This is a genomic window from Aeromonas sp. 62-46, assembly GCF_001898585.1.
Taxonomy (GTDB): domain Bacteria; phylum Pseudomonadota; class Gammaproteobacteria; order Enterobacterales; family Aeromonadaceae; genus Aeromonas; species Aeromonas caviae.
Genome location: NZ_MKUI01000003.1, coordinates 43,269 through 60,549, shown reverse-complemented (window position 1 = coordinate 60,549; position 17,281 = coordinate 43,269). Strand labels below are relative to the sequence as shown.

Annotated in this window: 14 protein-coding genes; 4 read left to right on the top strand and 10 right to left on the bottom strand. The window is 61.7% G+C overall.

The window, feature by feature from the left end; all coding sequences use genetic code 11:
* Positions 1 to 201: 201 nt before the first annotated feature.
* From rplY to BGO64_RS00405, 5 genes are all read right to left on the bottom strand, one after another.
* Positions 202 to 489, bottom strand: a complete 288-nt coding sequence (gene rplY, locus BGO64_RS00425) for a 50S ribosomal protein L25 (RefSeq protein ID WP_010674717.1) — start codon at positions 487 to 489, stop codon at positions 202 to 204.
* A gap of 162 nt (positions 490 to 651) precedes the next feature.
* On the bottom strand, positions 652 to 1,482 hold the full coding sequence (locus BGO64_RS00420) for a hypothetical protein (protein WP_286699960.1): 831 nt from the start codon (positions 1,480 to 1,482) through the stop codon (positions 652 to 654).
* A gap of 71 nt (positions 1,483 to 1,553) precedes the next feature.
* Positions 1,554 to 5,468 (bottom strand): ATP-dependent RNA helicase HrpA, encoded by a 3,915-nt coding sequence (gene hrpA / locus BGO64_RS00415; RefSeq protein WP_286699959.1) that lies wholly within the window; start codon positions 5,466 to 5,468, stop codon positions 1,554 to 1,556.
* Between the two features lie 189 nt (positions 5,469 to 5,657).
* A complete protein-coding gene (locus tag BGO64_RS00410) occupies positions 5,658 to 6,080 on the bottom strand; it encodes a CBS domain-containing protein (RefSeq protein WP_010674714.1) in 423 nt (140 codons plus the stop codon).
* 83 nt (positions 6,081 to 6,163) lie between these two features.
* The gene (locus tag BGO64_RS00405) at positions 6,164 to 7,234 is read right to left on the bottom strand and encodes a helix-turn-helix transcriptional regulator (protein WP_041215183.1); all 1,071 of its coding nucleotides are present in this window, start codon (positions 7,232 to 7,234) and stop codon (positions 6,164 to 6,166) included.
* 407 nt (positions 7,235 to 7,641) lie between these two features.
* Between BGO64_RS00405 and BGO64_RS00400 the strand changes: the two genes are divergently transcribed.
* Positions 7,642 to 8,964 carry a YjiH family protein gene (locus tag BGO64_RS00400; RefSeq protein WP_286699958.1) on the top strand — a complete coding sequence of 441 codons (1,323 nt, stop codon included), beginning with the start codon at positions 7,642 to 7,644 and terminating at the stop codon, positions 8,962 to 8,964.
* A 57-nt stretch (positions 8,965 to 9,021) separates the two neighbouring features.
* Here BGO64_RS00400 and BGO64_RS00395 read toward each other — a convergent pair whose 3' ends face one another.
* Entirely contained in the window at positions 9,022 to 9,903 is an 882-nt protein-coding gene (locus BGO64_RS00395) for a pirin family protein (RefSeq protein ID WP_286699957.1), read from the bottom strand.
* Between the two features lie 118 nt (positions 9,904 to 10,021).
* Here BGO64_RS00395 and BGO64_RS00390 point away from each other — a divergent pair, with 118 nt between their 5' ends.
* Positions 10,022 to 10,948, top strand: a complete 927-nt coding sequence (locus BGO64_RS00390) for a LysR family transcriptional regulator (protein ID WP_286699956.1) — start codon at positions 10,022 to 10,024, stop codon at positions 10,946 to 10,948.
* Positions 10,949 to 11,058: 110 nt separating this feature from the next.
* Here BGO64_RS00390 and BGO64_RS00385 read toward each other — a convergent pair whose 3' ends face one another.
* The 4 genes from BGO64_RS00385 to BGO64_RS00370 form a co-directional block, all read right to left on the bottom strand.
* Positions 11,059 to 11,388: a YbaB/EbfC family nucleoid-associated protein gene (locus BGO64_RS00385; protein ID WP_005301028.1), complete on the bottom strand. Its 330-nt coding sequence runs from the start codon at positions 11,386 to 11,388 to the stop codon at positions 11,059 to 11,061.
* 124 nt (positions 11,389 to 11,512) lie between these two features.
* Positions 11,513 to 13,996: a DNA polymerase III subunit gamma/tau gene (gene dnaX, locus BGO64_RS00380; protein WP_286699955.1), complete on the bottom strand. Its 2,484-nt coding sequence runs from the start codon at positions 13,994 to 13,996 to the stop codon at positions 11,513 to 11,515.
* A 177-nt stretch (positions 13,997 to 14,173) separates the two neighbouring features.
* Complete coding sequence (apt, locus tag BGO64_RS00375; protein WP_010674707.1) at positions 14,174 to 14,719, bottom strand: adenine phosphoribosyltransferase; 546 nt, start codon at positions 14,717 to 14,719, stop codon at positions 14,174 to 14,176.
* A 132-nt stretch (positions 14,720 to 14,851) separates the two neighbouring features.
* Positions 14,852 to 15,229 (bottom strand): YbaN family protein, encoded by a 378-nt coding sequence (locus BGO64_RS00370; RefSeq protein ID WP_039039141.1) that lies wholly within the window; start codon positions 15,227 to 15,229, stop codon positions 14,852 to 14,854.
* 177 nt (positions 15,230 to 15,406) lie between these two features.
* Here BGO64_RS00370 and dusC point away from each other — a divergent pair, with 177 nt between their 5' ends.
* Positions 15,407 to 16,351 (top strand): tRNA dihydrouridine(16) synthase DusC, encoded by a 945-nt coding sequence (gene dusC / locus BGO64_RS00365; protein WP_286699954.1) that lies wholly within the window; start codon positions 15,407 to 15,409, stop codon positions 16,349 to 16,351.
* Positions 16,352 to 16,407: 56 nt separating this feature from the next.
* A complete protein-coding gene (locus BGO64_RS00360; RefSeq protein ID WP_286699953.1) occupies positions 16,408 to 17,235 on the top strand; it encodes an AraC family transcriptional regulator in 828 nt (275 codons plus the stop codon).
* Positions 17,236 to 17,281 lie beyond the last annotated feature (46 nt).

Sequence of the window (17,281 nt, the reverse complement as noted above, 5' to 3'; positions counted from 1 at the left end):
GGTCAACATCGCCCCGAAAAATGGACTTACCCGAGTACTTTTTGAACATCAGAGCACCACAACACGTGTCCTGCTGTCAATCATGCCTACAAGTAAAGACCAATAGTGCTGTTTGAGTATTTTATTTTCCCGGAAAAAATGCTGTAAAAACAAAGAGGCCACCCGATTGGGTGGCCTCTTCACAGGAAAGTTCGTTGTCGATTAGACGCGAACGAAATCCAGGTGAACCAGCTTGTAGCGAACCGGGTGACGCTGGATAGCCTTCACGTTCACTTTGACTTCTTCACCGTTGATGACCAGGGTCAGCTCGGAGGAGTAGAACTCCGGCTTCTCTTGGGCCAGGATCAGCTTTTTGTGGTCCAGGGTAACGGACACGGCTTCTTTGCCTGCACCGTAAACGATGGCAGGAACCAGGTCAGCATGACGCAGGCGGCGGCTCGCACCTTTCCCCAGGTCAGAACGGACTTCAGCTTGGAATACGAAAGACATAGTAATTATCTCTTTTAAGATGAATGTATGGTGTTGACTGCGACCGGTCAGCACCTCGCAAAACGAGCGCGAATACTAGCACGGGCCCGGAGGGGATACAAGGAAAGAACCCGCGTCACTCCTCTTTGGCCAAGAGGCACTCCACCACGCCTCTCGCCATCCCTAGCGCCCCTGCTCCAGACGGGCAAACTGCTGCTGTCGCTGGGCCGGGCTCAGGGCATCGAATTGCGCCAGGGTCTGCGCTGTGGGGCAATAGAGGCGCAGCCCGGCCTGCACCCGGATTCCTTTGACCATCCTGTCACGATTTTCCTGTACCAGCGCCAGCAGATAGCTGTAAGTATCCGAACCGCCGGCCTCTTTTGACTGAAGCTGGCTTGCGATACGCCACAGGGTCTCTCCCGCCGCCACCTGATGACAAACCCGCGATGCCTCCCCTGCCGCCGTGGCGGAAAGAGTCAGGGTCGCCTGCTCAGGGGCAGAATCTGCGGTGGCCATGGGCTGTGCATCTCCCTGTCTTGCCAAGGCCTGGGTGGGGACCTGCCCCCCAAGCCGTGCGAGCAAGGGCTCCCCCAGGGGCATCCGCGCCTTCCTCTCCCGAGGCAGGGAGAACTCGGCGACAAAGGCGACAGCGCCCGGGACTTCGAACGAGAGGGCCGAGGAGGCGGCTTGCTGTACTGATTGGTGGGGCGCCATGCCATAGGCCATCTCATCGATGCGCTTTAGCCTGGCCAGGTAAGCCTTGGAGAGCTGGGCCTCCCCTTCGAACAGATCGAAGGGGGGCACCAGCCGGGCAGGAAAGAGGATCTGCCAGCGGCCGTTCTTCTTTCTCTGTTCAAGAGGGGGAAACTGATTGCCCCGCCAGGCCGCAAAAATGGGCGGCACGGGGCGCTGCACCGGATAGTACTCCGGGTTGAGCTGCACCCAGGTTTGTTCCGCAATGGGTTGATACCCGCTGATGTTGACCAGTGCCACCCCCAACCAGATCCCCAGCATATGACGGCCTCCCTTCCCTTTGGCGTCCCGTTGCTTTCACACTATGGCTCAGAAAACAGATAGATAGCAGCTTAGCACTGGGCAATGGCGCTCTGCACCCGTTTATCCGAGATGGGGTATGGCGTACCCAGTTGCTGGGCGAAGAAGGAGACTCTCAGCTCCTCGATCATCCAGCGGATATTGGCCACCTCGGTGGGAATAAGCTGGGATTTGGGGATCTTGGCGAGCAGTGCCTTGTACTCCGACTCCACGCTGTGCACCTTGAGCATGTAGACCCGATCCCGGTTGGGATCGATGGCCAGCTTCTCGAGGCGCCGCTCGATGGCCCGCAGGTAGCGCAGCAAGTCAGGCAACCGCTGCCAGCCGGTCTCGGTGACAAAGCCCTTGTGGATGAGGTTGCCGAGCTGCTGCTGGATGTCCGACATGGCAAAGGCGGTGTCGAGCTGCATCTTGCCCTTGAGCCGTTTCTTGATCTCATGGGAGAGGGTCAGCACGGCTTCCACCTGCTTGGCCACCTCCACCACCGCATCGTTGAGCTCGGCGCGGACATACTCCTTGAGCGCCTCGAAACCGGCCTCGTCCCAGGCCATGCCGCCGTGCTGCTCGATGAGCTTGTCACAGCCACAGGCGATGCAGTCATCAATAAGCTCGGCCACCTTGCCAAACGGGTTGAAATAGAGCCCCAGCTTGGCCTTGTTGGGCAACTTCTCCTGCAGATACTTGATGGGCGATGGTACGTTGAGCAGTACCAGCCGACGCTGACCGGCCCACATCAGCTGCTGCTGCACCACCGGGCTCTCCACCAGCTGGATGGCGACCGAATCCTTCTCGTCTACCAACGCCGGATAGGCCTTCACCTCGAACCCGCCCCGCTTCTGACTGTACTCTTGCGGCAGCTCGCCAAAGCTCCACAGGGTGAGACCTGACTGCTCGATATCATCGTCCGCCACTTGTGACAGGGTCTCCTGCACCTTGCCGCGCAGCGACTCTTTCAAGGCCTCCAGATCTTTGCCTTCCGCCACCTTCTTGTGTTTGTCGTCCACCACCCGGAAGGTGAGTTTCAGGTGATCGGGCACCGCAGCCCAATCCCAGGATTCACGGGGCACGGTCACGCCGGTCATACGGCGCAGCTGGCGCTCCATCTCGTCCAGTAGCGGCCCCTGTTCGGGGTTGATGCTGGCTAGCAGCGCATCGGCATAGTTGGGGGCCGGCACAAAGTTCTTGCGCATCGGCTTTGGCATCGACTTGATGAGGGCCACCAACAGCTCATGACGCAGCCCCGGGATCAACCACTCGAACCCCTTCACCTCCACCTGATTCAGGAGCGGCAGCGGAATATGCAGGGTCACGCCATCCGCCGCCTCCCCCGGCTCGAACTGATAGGTCAACTTGAGCTTGAGGCGCCCCTGCTGCCAGAAGTTGGGGTAGTCGAGATCGCTGATGTGGGCCGCATCCCCCTTCATCAACATCTCTTTTTCGAAGTTGAGCAGCTCGGCGTCCTGCTTTTGCGCCTCTTTCCACCACTTGTCAAAGTGGCGGCTTGATATCACCTCCTCCGGCAGACGGGCATCGTAGAAGCGGAACAAGTCCTCATCATCCACCAGGATGTCGCGCCGGCGGGACTTGTGCTCCAGCGCCTCTACCTCGGCCAGGAGCTTGCGGTTATCGCTGAAGAAACGGTGGCGGGTCTCGAAATCCCCCTCCACTAGGGCGCGGCGGATAAACAGCTCGCGGCACAGCGCCGGATCGATGCGGCTGAAGTTGATGATGCGCTCGTTGACCAGGGTCAGGCCATAAAGCGTCACCTTCTCCTTGGCCATCACGGCGCCATTTTTCTTCGACCAGTGGGGGTCGCTGTGGTGTAGCTTGATGAGGTGCCCCGCCAGCGGCTCCACCCACTCGGGCTCAATCTTGGCGTTGATGCGGGCATAGAGGCGCGAGGTCTCCACCAGCTCGGCGGCCATCACCCACTTGGGCGGCTTTTTGAACAGACCGGAGGCCGGGAAGAGGTGGAAGCGGCCGTTGCGGGCCCCGAGAAACTCAGGCTTTTCCAGATCCTTGTTGCCGATGTGGCTCAAGAGGCCGGTCAGCAGAGCGCAGTGCACAGTCTTGAAGTCTGCCGGTTCCTGGTTGGCCTTGAAGCCCAGCTCCTTGACCGTCTGGCGCAGTTGGAAGTGAATGTCCTGCCACTCGCGCACCCGCAGGTAGGAGAGAAACTCCTTCTGGCACATGCGGCGAAACGGGTTGCTGCCAAGGGCATCCTGCTGCTCTTTCAGATAGTTCCAGAGGTTAACAAAAGCGAGGAAGTCGGAATCCTTGTCTTCAAAGCGTCTGTGCTGTTCGTCGGCGGCCTGCTTTTTCTCCATGGGCCGCTCGCGGGGATCCTGAATGCTGAGGGCGGCGGTGATCACCATCACCTCACTCAGGCAGCCGGTCTGCGCCGCACTGATCACCATCTTGGCCAGACGCGGATCAAGGGGGATACGCGAGAGCTGGCGACCGATCTCGGTCAGCTGCAGTTTGGCTTCGTGATCGCCGGTGGCGGGCAGCTCGCGCACCGCCTCCAGCTCTTTCAAGAGGGTCAGGCCGTCCTTGATATGGCGCGACTCGGGTGGCTCGACGAAGGGGAACGCCTCCATATTGCCAAGGCCGAGCGCCAGCATCTGCAGGATGACCGATGCCAGGTTGGTGCGCAGGATCTCGGGGTCGGTAAAGGCCGGACGGCTATTGAAATCCTCCTCGGAGTAGAGGCGGATACAGATACCGTCCGCCACCCGGCCACAGCGCCCTTTACGCTGGTTGGCGCTGGCCTGGGAGACCGGCTCGATGGGCAGGCGCTGCACCTTGGTGCGCCAGGAGTAGCGGCTGATGCGGGCGGTGCCCGGATCGATGACGTAGCGAATGCCCGGCACCGTCAGCGAGGTCTCCGCCACGTTGGTGGCGAGCACGATGCGCCGCCCGGCATGTTGCTGGAACACCTTGTTCTGCTCGGCATTGGAGAGGCGGGCGTAGAGCGGCAGTACCTCGGTATCGCGCAGGTTGAGCTTGCGCAGAGCATCGGCGGTATCGCGGATCTCCCGCTCGCCGTTCATGAAGATGAGGATGTCCCCGAGCCCCTCGCGGGCCAGCTCTTCCACCGCATCAAAGATCCCCTGCAGCTCGTCGCGCTCCTCCAGCCCTTCGCTCTTGTCATTGCTTTTTTTATCAACAAACAGTGGGCGGTAACGCACCTCCACCGGATAGGTGCGACCGGAGACCTCGATCACCGGCGCCTTGTTGAAATGGCGGGAGAAACGTTGCGGGTCGATAGTGGCCGAGGTGATGATCACCTTGAGATCCGGGCGTTTGGGCAACAGTTGCTTGAGATAGCCCAGAATGAAGTCGATGTTGAGGCTGCGCTCGTGGGCCTCATCGATGATGATGGTGTCGTACTGGGAGAGCATCCGGTCGTTCTGGATCTCCGCCAGCAGGATACCGTCGGTCATCAGCTTGATGTGGGTCTGCTCGCTCACCTGATCGGTAAAGCGCACCTTGTAACCCACGTAGTGGCCGAGTTCGGACTCCATCTCCTCGGCAATACGGGCCGCGACGGTACGGGCCGCCAGACGGCGCGGCTGGGTGTGGCCGATGAAGCCCTTGACCCCGCGCCCGAGCGCCAGACAGATCTTGGGGATCTGGGTAGTTTTGCCCGAGCCGGTTTCGCCGGCGATGATCACCACTTGATGCTCTTCAATGGCTTTGGCGATCTCCGCCTGCTTCTGGCTGACTGGCAGATTGTCCGGATAGGTGACCTTGGGCACGCCCGCCAGACGGGACTGGTAGCGCGCCTGTGCCACATCCAGGTCAGCGGCGATGGTCTCGAGCACGGCAGCCTGCTTGGCTTCCGGCAGCTTCTTGACCCCGTGCAGTCGACTGGAGAGACGGCGGGCGTCGAGATTCATGCAGGCGGTAAGACGGCGGCGCAGCGCCTCGATAGAGAGAGACAAGGTACGAATTCCTTAAAAGAGTGCCCATCAAGGGCCATATCGATAGCTGGGGGAGATCCTAAAGAGCGAGGCTGGGCGGTGCAAGCCTTAAAGCGCCGCGCCAGCACACCAAGCCGGTGGCGTCATGACCGCCACGGATGGAAAGAGCAGGCCGGGGCCTGCTCTTTGAAAACAACCAGACAACACCGCTCAGACTCTGGCCTGATGCACGAAACAGGTGCCAAGCTGGGCGTGGATGGCCTGCATCACATTGTGGCGGTTGATGACCCCGAGCAGGCGCCCCTCCTCCACCACAGGATAGATCTTGGGCTTTTGACCCATCATCATCTCCGCCAGATCCAGGATGCTGGTGTCGGGGCCGACTGCCAGCACCTCCTTGCGCATCACATCCCTGACCTGGGCCACCTGTTCACAGTGGTAGGCCTCCTTGAGCATGACGGCGATGCAATCCTGCTCGGAAACCCAGCCAATCAGATGTCCCTGGCTGTCCACTACGGGGCCGCCCAACTGATGACTGTTGAGAAATTTTTCCACCGCCGCCTGTACCATCATCTCTGCGCTGAAGGTGATGGGCTTGGTCTGCATGTAGTCCTTTGCCTTGAGTGATTCCATGACGCTTTCCCCCAACGAGCCTCCCGAGGGGAGGCAAGAGCCGGGCACTATGTCCGGCTCACTCCAAGCATAGTCCGCATGGATCAGGAGATGGATTGCAGCAAGAGCAAGAGCTCGTTCTGGCTGTGGCAGTCGGTCTTCTTGAACACCCCTTTCAGGGTGGAGCGCACAGTTTCCACCTTGACACCGCGCAGCTCCGCGATGTCGTTGCTGCTGTAACCCTTGCTCATCAGCACCAGCAGCTCCTTCTCGCCAATGGTGAGGGGATAGAGGCTGGCCAGCGCTTCGATGTCGGGGTTGAAGGCGTGCTCAGGGTCACGCAGCACCACTTCCACATAGCGTTCAAAGCGGCTGAGTCCGCTCATCAGGGTGCATTGGACCAGCAGCGGACGCAAGTTAGGCTGACGGGGAATGGACATATAGGCGCTGGCGCCGGGCAGCAAATAGGCAAAGCCATTGAGGATCTCCTTGAGCTGGCGTTGCTGCTCCTTATTCTGCAAAGAGAAAATGCCATTGATGGCCCGCAATTCCACATTTTCATCGGCGATACGGTTGAAGGCCACATTGGAATAATGAATATGCCCCTTGTCGTCTATGATGGCGCTGGGCTTATTATGGTTTTTCACCAGCTGTTGCAACTGATAGTTCTGGGTTTCCAGGGCCAGCAAGTTCCAATAATGGTGGCTCCAGGCCGCCAGTCCGGAATAGATTTCCGAGAGCGAGGTGAGGTCGCGACTGCTGAAATCATCTTGCGCTGCACCACGGTAACTGCACAGGCTGCTCAGCCCACGCCCTTTGACCTGGCAGACGCCGCCGGCGGCGAATTGGGCGCCGAAACTTGCCAGCAGGCCCACCGAGCTTGAAATGCTGTTGGCGCTGACGATCCCCTTGCACCCTTTATCCAGATAATGGTTGAACCACACATCCTGGCGATGATGTTGCAGGTAAAACTGCTGCTGGGCCTCGGTCAGACCGCTGGAAAAAAGCTTTATTCCGTCGCTCTTGTCATCATCCCGCAATAAAAACAGGGATGAACTGCAGGAAACGTCGGCACGAAATTGGTCCACGACGAGCTTAATGTCAGAATCATTAATACCGCACTCGTATAACTGGCTGATATAGGGCGATATCCTTTCTTTCTCTAATGCCTTCACACCCGAACTCCTAATTCTTATTTTTATTGAAGAGGCATCTTACTCTGCAATGTGATAGTCGAAAAGTAGTCAAATGAACAAAGGGTTTATGATTTATTCATAAATAGTCATGAATATAGGCTCATGAATGAATATGACCAGAAAGGGTAAATAGCCGCTCATGTTTTTCCTGGCGCTGGTCGCTTACCTTCCTGTTTTGCCTCTTGATGCCTCACCACCCACTCGCCATCCCGGCCCCTCTTTCCCCCCGAGCTCACGCTTTTCAGTCTTGGGGTCATCTGCATCCACACCGATTCACATGTTGCATTTTGGTGACTTTGGTGTTTCCATTTTGAGCGCCTGACGATATTGTATATACAAATTGTCCCCTCAACGGAATTGAACCATGCGGATCACAAGGAGAGAAAATGGAACCTGAACACACGCTCACTGCACCGGCAGGATCAGGGGCCGGCATCAAGCTGCTGCTGGCCAGCCTGCTTGGCATCGCCATCTTTTTCGTGCCCTTCGAGCTTGGCGGGCGCAGCACCATAGTGGTGGATCACCTGGCCGGCTTTCTGATTGCCCAGCGCCCCCTTGCCCTGACCCTCATTCTCTTGCTCATCGCCTATGGCGCCATCACCCCCTTGCTGGATGGCCGCTGGCGCGCCCGTCCCATCGACAGGGTATTGAGCCTGTTCAAGCTGCTCGGACTGGCCCTGGCCATTTTGTATGTCACAGACTGGGGCCCTGCCTGGTTGATGACCCCGGATCGCCTCCCCTTCCTGTTCGACAAACTGGCCATGTCTGTGGGTCTCATCGTGCCTATCGGCGCCATGGCCCTGACCTTCCTGCTCGGTTTCGGCCTGCTGGAATTCATCGGGGTGCTGATGCAACCCGTGATGCGCCCCCTGTGGCGCACGCCGGGTCACTCCGCTATCGATGCGGTCGCCTCTTTCGTCGGCAGCTACTCGGTGGGCCTGCTCATCACCAACCGGGTCTTCCTCGCGGGCAAGTACACGGTGCGAGAAGCCGTCATCATCGCCACCGGCTTCTCCACCGTCTCGGCCGCCTTCATGATCATCGTGGCCAAGACCCTCAACCTGATGGGACACTGGAACTTCTACTTCTGGTCCACCCTGGTGATCACTTTCGTCATCACCGCCATCCTGGCGCGCGTTCCTCCCATCAGCCGTTTGGCTCACCATGGCGAGACCGACGAGCCGCTACCGGCTGGCATGAGCCGCTGGCAGGCAGCCCTCACCTGCGGCCTGACCCAGTCCCACCAGGCAGATCCCCTGCTGCGGCAATTGAAGGACAACCTCAGGGACGGTCTTCACATGGCCGCTGCCGTGGTGCCCACCATACTGTCCGTCGGTCTGCTGGGCCTGCTGCTGGCAAAGCACACCCCCCTGTTCGATCTGCTGGGCTGGCTGCTCTGGCCACTGACCTGGCTGCTGGATCTCGGCGAGCCACTCGCCACCGCCAAGGCCCTCTCGGCCGGTCTGGCCGAGATGTTCCTGCCCGCCATCCTGCTCAAGGATGCCGACCTGCTGGTGCGCTATGTCGCGGCCGTGGTTTCGGTCAGCTCGGTGCTCTTCTTCTCTGCCTCCATCCCCTGCATCCTGGCCACCCGGATCCCGGTGAGCGTGGGACAGCTGGTGGTGATCTGGCTGCTGCGCACCCTGCTTGGCATCCTGCTGGCCGCCTTGTGCGGCAGGCTGGCGCTGGTCCTCGGCTGGCTCGGTTGACCAGGGCCCATAAAAAAACAAAGCGCCATCAGGCGCTTTGTTTTTATCAGGATTGTCTCAGGGGGCGATGACGGCGAACCGGCCGCTGTTGAAATCATCTATCGCCTGATGGATCTCTGTCTCGCTGTTCATGACAAAGGGGCCATAACCCACGATGGGTTCATCGATGGGCTCGCCACTCAGCAGCAACAAGCTGGCCTCGCCTTCCGCCTCCAACATGAACTCCTCACCGTTGGGATCGAGCAGCACCAGTTGTGCTTCGCCCGCGCGCTCCTGACCGTTGATCAAGAGAGAACCCTTGAGCACCACCAAGGCACTGTTCCATCCCGCTACCGCCGGCAGCACCACACTGGCCCCGCCCTTGAGCCGCAAATCCCAGATGTTCATGGGCGAGAAGGTGCGGGCTGGCCCCTCTACCTCGCCTTGTTGCAACCCGGCATCGTTCCCGGCGATGATGCGCACCCGCACGTCGCCCTCCTTGAGGCTCAGTTGCGGGATGGTGTCGCTGGTGATGCCCTGATAACCGGGCGTCGACATCTTGTGTTTGGCGGGCAGGTTGACCCACAGCTGCACCATGTCGAGGGTGCCACCACGACGGGTGAACCCCTGAGAGTGGAACTCGTCGTGCATGATGCCGGCGGCGGCCGTCATCCACTGCACGTCTCCCGGACCGATGATCCCCCCCTGGCCGGTCGAGTCGCGATGGGCGACCTCCCCTTCATAGACGATGGTGACAGTCTCAAAACCACGGTGCGGGTGTTCCCCCACGCCCCTGGCATGATCGGCGGGCTCGAAATGTGCCGGACCAGCCCTGTCCAGCAGCAGGAAGGGGCTCAAGGCGCGGCCATGGGTCTGATACGAGAACAGCGAGCGAACCGGGAATCCGTCACCGACCCAGTGTTGTCGAGGGGCGCTGTAAATACCGATGACTCTTTTCATGATGCTCTCCTGGGTGATCGTCACGGGATGTGCCGTTGCTCGCATTGTGAGTCTGGAACGCTGCACCCGGTAGACGTAAAATTTGCCATCAGCGTCCTATTTTGTGAACGATAAACCCATGCAACAGGATCTCAACGACCTCTATTTCTATGTCCAGGTGGTGGATCACGGGGGCTTTGCCCAGGCTGGCAGGGCCCTCGGCATGCCAAAATCGCGGCTCAGCCGCCGCATCGCCATGCTGGAGGAGCGACTCGGAGTGCGTCTTATCCAGCGTTCCACCCGCAGCTTCACCGTCACCGAACTCGGGCAGGCTTATTACACCCGTTGCCGGGCCATGCTGGTGGAAGCCGATGCGGCGCAGGATCTCATCGCCGCGACCCAGAGCGAGCCTTGCGGTCTGGTGCGCATCGCCTGCCCCATCGATCTGCTCCACGCTCACGTGGGACGGATGCTGGTCTCTTTCGCCCTGGCCCATCCCAGCGTCAAGGTGCAGCTCGTCGGGGTCAACCGGGCGGTGGATCTGGTCGCGGAGGGGTTGGACATGGCGCTCAGGGTGCGACCACTGCCCCTGGAGGACAGCGATCTCGCCATGCGGGTGCTGGGTTATGCGACCCAGTGTCTGGTGGCAAGCCCGGCCCTTGTCGCGTCACTCGGCATGCCCCGGGCCCCCGCAGATCTGCTGTCATGGCCGAGCCTCGGTCATGGCGCCAGCCTGGAAGGCCATCACTGGACCCTGCTGGGCCCCAATGGGGCCAGAGTCAAACAGCACCACAGCCCCCGCTTTGCCACCACCGACATGCAGACATTGCGTCAGGGGGCGATCGACGGGCTCGGGGTCGTGCAACTGCCCACCATGATGATGGATGAGCCCCTGGCCGATGGCCGGCTGGTGCGTCTGCTCCCCGACTGGGCACCGCGCCAGGAGGTGATCCACGCGGTCTTCCCCTCACGCCGCGGTCTGCTGCCTGCCACCCGCGCCCTCATCGATCATCTGGTCGAGGGCTTCTCCCCCCTGGGGCAGTCAAGTACGCAGCTCCCGCCATGATCTGTGCATGGCCGTTCCCGGGTGTGCTGACATGCAAAAGGCCAGAGCTTGGCTCTGGCCTTTTCATTTTCCCCTTCACAGAGGAGGGGAAACGGATACGGGCAGGATCCTCAGAAGGGCATCTTGAAGCCCGGGGGCAGTTGCATGCCGCCGGTCAGCTCGCCCATCTTGGCCTTGTTCTGCTCTTCCACGCGGCGCACGGCGTCATTGACGGCGGCGGCGACCAGATCTTCCAGCATCTCCTTGTCATCTTCCATCAGGCTGGGATCGATCTCGATACGACGCACGCTGTGGCTGCCGGCCATGGTCACCTTGACCATGCCTGCGCCCGCCTCACCGACCACTTCCATCTGGGCCAGCTGCTCTTGCATCTTCTGCATGCGCTCTTGCATCTGTTGGGCCTGTTTCATCAGGTTACCCATTCCACCTTTACCAAACATAGATCGTCTCTCGTCTTGAAATCCGGCATCCAGCGCCGGGCTGTGGGTTCATCTGCCCTAAGTGGGGGCAGCCAAAGGTCTTTTCAACCGGGGGTAAGCCCCGGCACGGTTTTTTCACCGCAACTCAGCGACTCAGGGGTTCGATGCTCTCGGGATGGAGCACGGCGCCGAAACGCTGCTGCAAGAATTGTACGTTGGGATCCGCCGCCAGATCCCGGCTCACCTGTTCACGCACCCCGAGATAGAGACGATGCTCTATCTCGAGCGGCGTCTCCCGCGCGGGATCCGAGCCCAGGGTCACATCGATGTGAACCGGGCCGCCCAGCTCGGGACCGATGATCTCGGCCAGATCGGCGCGGGCCTTGTCGCTCACCAGATGGCGCTGCTCGGGTTTGAGCAGCAGGGAGACCCGATTGCCTTCCCGGGTCATCACCGCGTTGATGGCCAGTTGACGCAGCCGACCACCCACCCCGGTGCGGGCGATGAGCTCGGCCCAGGCGTCCCCGCAATTGACCAGCAAGGACGAGGGGATCAGACGGGCGACCTCCCCCTCCTCCTCGGGTTGTTCGTCGCTCTCCAGCGCATCCCAGTCGATGGTCTCCATCAACGCAATGGCGGGCTGAGGCTCGCTGGCGACCACTGGAGGCGCGGCAGGCACCATAGCGACAACCGCAGGTGCCGCCGCATCCGCGCTGCCGGCGTCAGCGCCCAGATCCCAGGGCGGCAGATCCTCCTGCGAAGGAGATGCCATGGTGGCGGGAGCTGGCTGGGCGGAAGTCACTGCCCGCGTGGGCAACGGGGCACTGGCAAACCTCTCGTCAAACCCCTGATTCAGATACTCTTCGTAGTCACTGGCCCCCTCTTCATAGGCATCCAGAGGGGGCAGGTCGTCATACCCCGCTTGCATGGCAGATCCCTGCCCCGGTATCTCGGGCCGCGCCGCTGGTTGCACCTCGGCCTGGGGCGAAGTCGCGACGGCAGGCATCGCAGGGGCCGGTTTGGTCGCGGCCACGGGTTTGACGGGGGTGACCCGGGCAGGCGCGGCGTTTGCACTCTGCTCGCCACGCAGGCGGCTTCGCAGCAGATTGCGTTTGCCAAGCAGGCTCTGCATGCTGGAGGTCGAAGAGATGGCGACGTCTTCCCCTTGAACCTCAACCTGCTGCGTCTGCCCGGCGTCATCCGCCGCCAACGGCGCAGAGGCTGGCTCTGCTGCAGGCGGACTGGCGGGCACCACGGCCTCGTAGCCCATCCGTTCGGCCTCACGCAGCAGCTCATCCTGCTCGGCAAAGAGCGGATCCAGCACTGCGCCCTCCTCCGCCTTGGGTGAGGGGGCGACGTGCTCGGCCTCAAGGACCGATGCTGGCGCGGCGGGAGCCTGTGGTGCTGCGCTGGCAGCCGGGGCCGGCTCAGCCCCCTGGGGCTTTCCCGGCAGGAGCGACGCGCTTTCCCTCGCTGCCGCCATCACGCCGGAGTGCCCTGTCATGAGAGGTTGGGCCGCCAGGTTGGCGGGATGGAGCACCTCGCGCCGGGGAGAGAAGGCCAGCATCCGCAGACAGGTCATCTCCAGTGCGGTGCGCCCGTCAGGGGCCCAGGGCAGATCCTTGCGCCCCCCCAGCACGATTTGATAGCAGAGCTGCACCTCTTCCGGGCTCATGGCTCCGGCGAGCTGCAGCAAGGCATCGGCATCCGCCCCCTGCTCCTGCACGCTCGCAGGCAGCAGTTGCGCCATGGCCACCCGATGGAGCAAGGCTTCCAGCTCGGCGTGAAGCTGGTCGAAATCCGGCCCCAGGGTAGCAATCTCGGTGATCTTGGCCATGGTGGCCGGGGCATCCTGGCGCAGCACCGCCTCCAGCAACTGGTGCAGGTGGTGATGATCGAGGGTCCCCAGCATGGCGAGCACGCTCTCCAGGCGCACGCTGCCGTTGCCGTGGGCCAACGCCTGATCGGTGAGGCTCAGGGCATCGCGCATGCTGCCGTCGGCCGCCTTGGCCAGGGCCAGCAGGGCGCGCGGCTCGAAGGGTTGACCCTCCTTGTCCAGTACCCATTCGAGCTGCCTGGCGATCTGGGTCTGATCCAGGCTCTTGAGATGAAACTGCAGGCAGCGCGACAGTATGGTGATGGGGAGCTTCTGCGGATCCGTGGTGGCCAGCAGGAATTTCACATAGGGCGGCGGCTCTTCCAGGGTTTTGAGCAGCGCATTGAAGCTGTGGCGCGACAACATGTGCACTTCATCGATGAGGTACACCTTGAAACGACCACGGGCCGGACGGTACTGCACGTTGTCGAGCAGCTCTCGGGTGTCTTCCACCTTGGTGCGGGACGCCGCATCGATTTCCAGCAGATCGACGAAATTGCCCTGATCGATCTCGCGGCAGGTATCGCACACACCGCACGGATGGCTGCTGATCCCCTGTTCGCAGTTGAGGCTCTTGGCCAGAATGCGGGCGATGGTGGTTTTGCCCACGCCGCGGGTCCCGCTCAGCAGGTAGGCATGGTGAAGCCGCCCCTGATCCAGGGCATTGGTCAGGGCAGTCAGCACATGTTGCTGGCCGACCACTTGTTCAAACGTATGGGGGCGCCATTTGCGCGCCAAAACCTGATAGCTCATAGATCTCGATGCTGGGAAACGAGGCATTGAGGCTGGATGCTAACACAAATGGAGGGCAGGCTGTATGGGGGATGCGCCGCCTTGGGAGGGATCGCTTGAATTTCAAACCGGTGCCCGTTCAGGCACCGGTTTGCGGCAGAAAGCAGGGTGACGAGGCCTGCCGCGCGAAGGGGCGATTTACGCCCCCGCGAGTTCCACCAGAGAGACCACCTTGACGCCGGCGGCGGTCAGGCGGGCATCACCGCCCAGGGACGGCAGGGAGATGATGAAGGCGGCATCCGCTACCTCACCGCCGGCGCGGCGGATGAGCTTGACGGTGGCATCGACGGTGCCGCCGGTGGCCAGCAGATCGTCCACCACCAGCACCTTGTCACCGGGCACGATGGCATCGGTGTGCAGTTGCAGGGTGTCGGTGCCGTACTCCAGGGCGTAGGACTCCTCGATAACGGCGCGGGGCAGCTTGCCCGGTTTGCGCACCGGCACGAACCCCAGCCCCATGGCGTAGGCAACCGGGGCGCCGAAGATGAAGCCACGGGCCTCGGTACCGACAATCTTGGTGATGCCTTGATCACGGTAATGATCGGCCAGCAGATCGATGGTGGCCTTGAAGGCCTCGGCATTCTCGATCAGGCTGGTGATGTCGCGAAACAGAATGCCCGGCTTCGGATAGTCGGGAATGGTCTTGATGCTCGCTTCGATAAACTTCAGGGTTTCCGGATTCATTATTTGACCGCTTATTTTTTGAGCCCTGCCATGGCGGCGCACGGGGTCTCCGCCTGGGGGCAATAAAAAGGCCCGTCACGCAAAAATGACGAGCCGACTCCATAGCATTATTGCCGCGATAGCTTAGGGATTTCACTTCTTCATTGCAACCGGCTCCAGCACCGGCAGACGCATCAACCAGGTGAGCAGGATCACCATTATGACCACCAGCAGCCACCTCACCCAGGGCAACGGCACCACCAGCAGCGATACCGAGAACGAGATCAGGATGAAGATGATGGCGCGGCGTCTGGCGTGACGGCGAATGCCGCGATACTGCTGCCAGTCGAGGATGGGGGGGCCAAACCAGGGATGCGCCAGCAACCAGCCATGAAAGCGGGGGGAGGAGCGCGCAAACAGCGCCGCCGCCAGCAACATGAAGGGGGTGGTCGGCAACAGGGGCAGGACTATCCCGACTATCCCGGTGGCGAAGGCAAGCCAGCCCAGGGCCATCAGACACCAGCGTTTCATGGGTACTCCTCTGCATGTATCTCTGCCTTTAGCCTAACAGAGTTGGCCCGAAAGCTGACAGCCTGGCCCAGTCTGCGGCCGTCGATGGGGGCCATCGAGTGGGCAGACGGCTGACAATCCCGGCCATTGCCACTACAATCTGCGCTCTTTTTTCTCCCCTTGTCTTCGGAAGCAGCTATGCGCGTTATTTTGGCCCCCATGCAGGGGGTGCTGGATCACCTGATGCGGGAGGTCCTCACCTCCGTCAATAATTACGACCTCTGCGTCAGTGAATTCATCCGGGTGGTCGATCAACTGCTGCCCGCCAAGGTCTTCCATCGCCTCTGCCCCGAGCTGAAACAGGATGGCAAGACCCGTGCAGGGACCCCGGTACGGGTGCAACTGCTGGGACAGCATCCGGAGTGGCTGGCAGAAAATGCCATCCGGGCCATCGAGCTCGGCTCTCCCGGGGTCGATCTCAACTTCGGCTGCCCTGCCCCCACGGTCAACAAGAGCAAGGGGGGCGCCGTGCTGCTCAAGGAACCCGAGACCGTCTATCGCATCGTCAAGGCGGTGCGGGAGGCCGTGCCTGCCCACCTGTCGGTGAGCGCCAAGATCCGCCTGGGATACGATGACAAGGATCTCTATCTGGACAACGCCCAGGCCGTCTATCAGGGGGGGGCCAACGAGCTGGCGGTGCATGCCCGCACCAAGCGCGAAGGCTACAAGGCGCCGGCCCACTGGGAGTACGTGGACGCCATCCGCCGCGCCCTGCCCATCCCCGTCACCGCCAACGGCGAGATCTGGAACCATGCCGATGCCCTGACCTGTGCCCGGGTGTCCGGTTGCGATGCCCTCATGGTGGGCCGGGGCGCCATCTCCCTCCCCAACCTGGCCAACGTGATGAAGACGGGGTGTGCCCACATGAGCTGGGCCGAGGTACTGCAACTGATGGTGACCTACACCGAGCAGGATCTGGCGAGCGACAAGGCCGACTACTACCCCAGTCGCATCAAGCAGTGGTTCTCCTACATAGTGCGGGAATACCCCCAGGCCGACGAGCTGTTTCGTCGCATCCGCACCATCAAGACCGCAGAGGAGATCCGCACCGCCCTCGAGCGCGAGTGCGCCTCACAGGCCTAGACTTGGCCGCCGCCCCGCGGCGCCCTATGATGAAGGCTCATTGACAGGAGGTCAGGATGCAGGGAGTGCCGGTCAACTTTACCCATCAGCACGACAGGGCCGATTTCCGCGCCCTGCCGGGGCAGCCTGCGACCGAGCTCTATCGCGCCCACATCCAGCACCACATCTTCGATCCCCATAGTCACGAGGGGTTTGGCCTTGGTGTCATCGAGTGCGGTGCCGAGCGCTTTCGCTATCGCGGCAGCCAGCTCCTGGCCGGTCCCGGCAGCCTGGTGCTGATGAACCCCGATGAGCTGCACACGGGCGAGTCAGCCTGCGAGCAGGGGTGGCGCTATCGCATGCTCTACCTGCCCGCCGACCGGCTCGAGGCCATCAGCGGCGAGCGCGACTGGTATTTCACCGATGCCGTGCAAAGCGATCCGCGCACTGCCCCCGTCCTGCAGGCGGCCCTGGATGCCCTCTGGCACTGTGACAGCGAGCTCGCCGCCGACGGCCTGCTGCTGAGGGTGTGCGAGACCCTGCGCCCCCATGCCCGAGCCCTGGCGGCCCCGCGCGAAGCGGCCCACCCTCTGGGCCGCGCCATCGACTATATGCAGGCCTGTTTCGCTCGCCCCATTACCCTGGCCGAGCTGGCCGGCGCAGTGAACCTCAGCCCCTACCACTTCCAGCGCAGCTTCAAGGCCCGCTTTCACGTCACCCCCCAGCAGATGTTGATGGCCATCCGCCTGCAACGCGCCAAGGGGTGGCTGGCCGCCGGCCTGCCCGCTGCCGAGGTGGCCGCCACCTGTGGTCTGGCCGATCAGTCCCACCTCAACCGTGCCTTCCTGCGCCGCTATGGCACCACCCCGGTCCGCTACCAGAAACAGGTGCAGGCTGGCCGCTAAAGCGCAATCTGGTTCAATACGCCCCCCTTCCCCCCTGCTAGGCTGG

Coding starts and splice junctions, on each gene's coding strand:
- rplY (WP_010674717.1), bottom strand. CDS start 489: ATGTCTTTCGTATTCCAAGCTGAAGTCCGTTCTGACCTGGGGAAAGGT.
- BGO64_RS00420 (WP_286699960.1), bottom strand. CDS start 1,482: ATGCTGGGGATCTGGTTGGGGGTGGCACTGGTCAACATCAGCGGGTAT.
- BGO64_RS00410 (WP_010674714.1), bottom strand. CDS start 6,080: ATGGAATCACTCAAGGCAAAGGACTACATGCAGACCAAGCCCATCACC.
- BGO64_RS00400 (WP_286699958.1), top strand. CDS start 7,642: ATGGAACCTGAACACACGCTCACTGCACCGGCAGGATCAGGGGCCGGC.
- BGO64_RS00395 (WP_286699957.1), bottom strand. CDS start 9,903: ATGAAAAGAGTCATCGGTATTTACAGCGCCCCTCGACAACACTGGGTC.
- BGO64_RS00390 (WP_286699956.1), top strand. CDS start 10,022: ATGCAACAGGATCTCAACGACCTCTATTTCTATGTCCAGGTGGTGGAT.
- BGO64_RS00385 (WP_005301028.1), bottom strand. CDS start 11,388: ATGTTTGGTAAAGGTGGAATGGGTAACCTGATGAAACAGGCCCAACAG.
- dnaX (WP_286699955.1), bottom strand. CDS start 13,996: ATGAGCTATCAGGTTTTGGCGCGCAAATGGCGCCCCCATACGTTTGAA.
- apt (WP_010674707.1), bottom strand. CDS start 14,719: ATGAATCCGGAAACCCTGAAGTTTATCGAAGCGAGCATCAAGACCATT.
- BGO64_RS00370 (WP_039039141.1), bottom strand. CDS start 15,229: ATGAAACGCTGGTGTCTGATGGCCCTGGGCTGGCTTGCCTTCGCCACC.
- dusC (WP_286699954.1), top strand. CDS start 15,407: ATGCGCGTTATTTTGGCCCCCATGCAGGGGGTGCTGGATCACCTGATG.
- BGO64_RS00360 (WP_286699953.1), top strand. CDS start 16,408: ATGCAGGGAGTGCCGGTCAACTTTACCCATCAGCACGACAGGGCCGAT.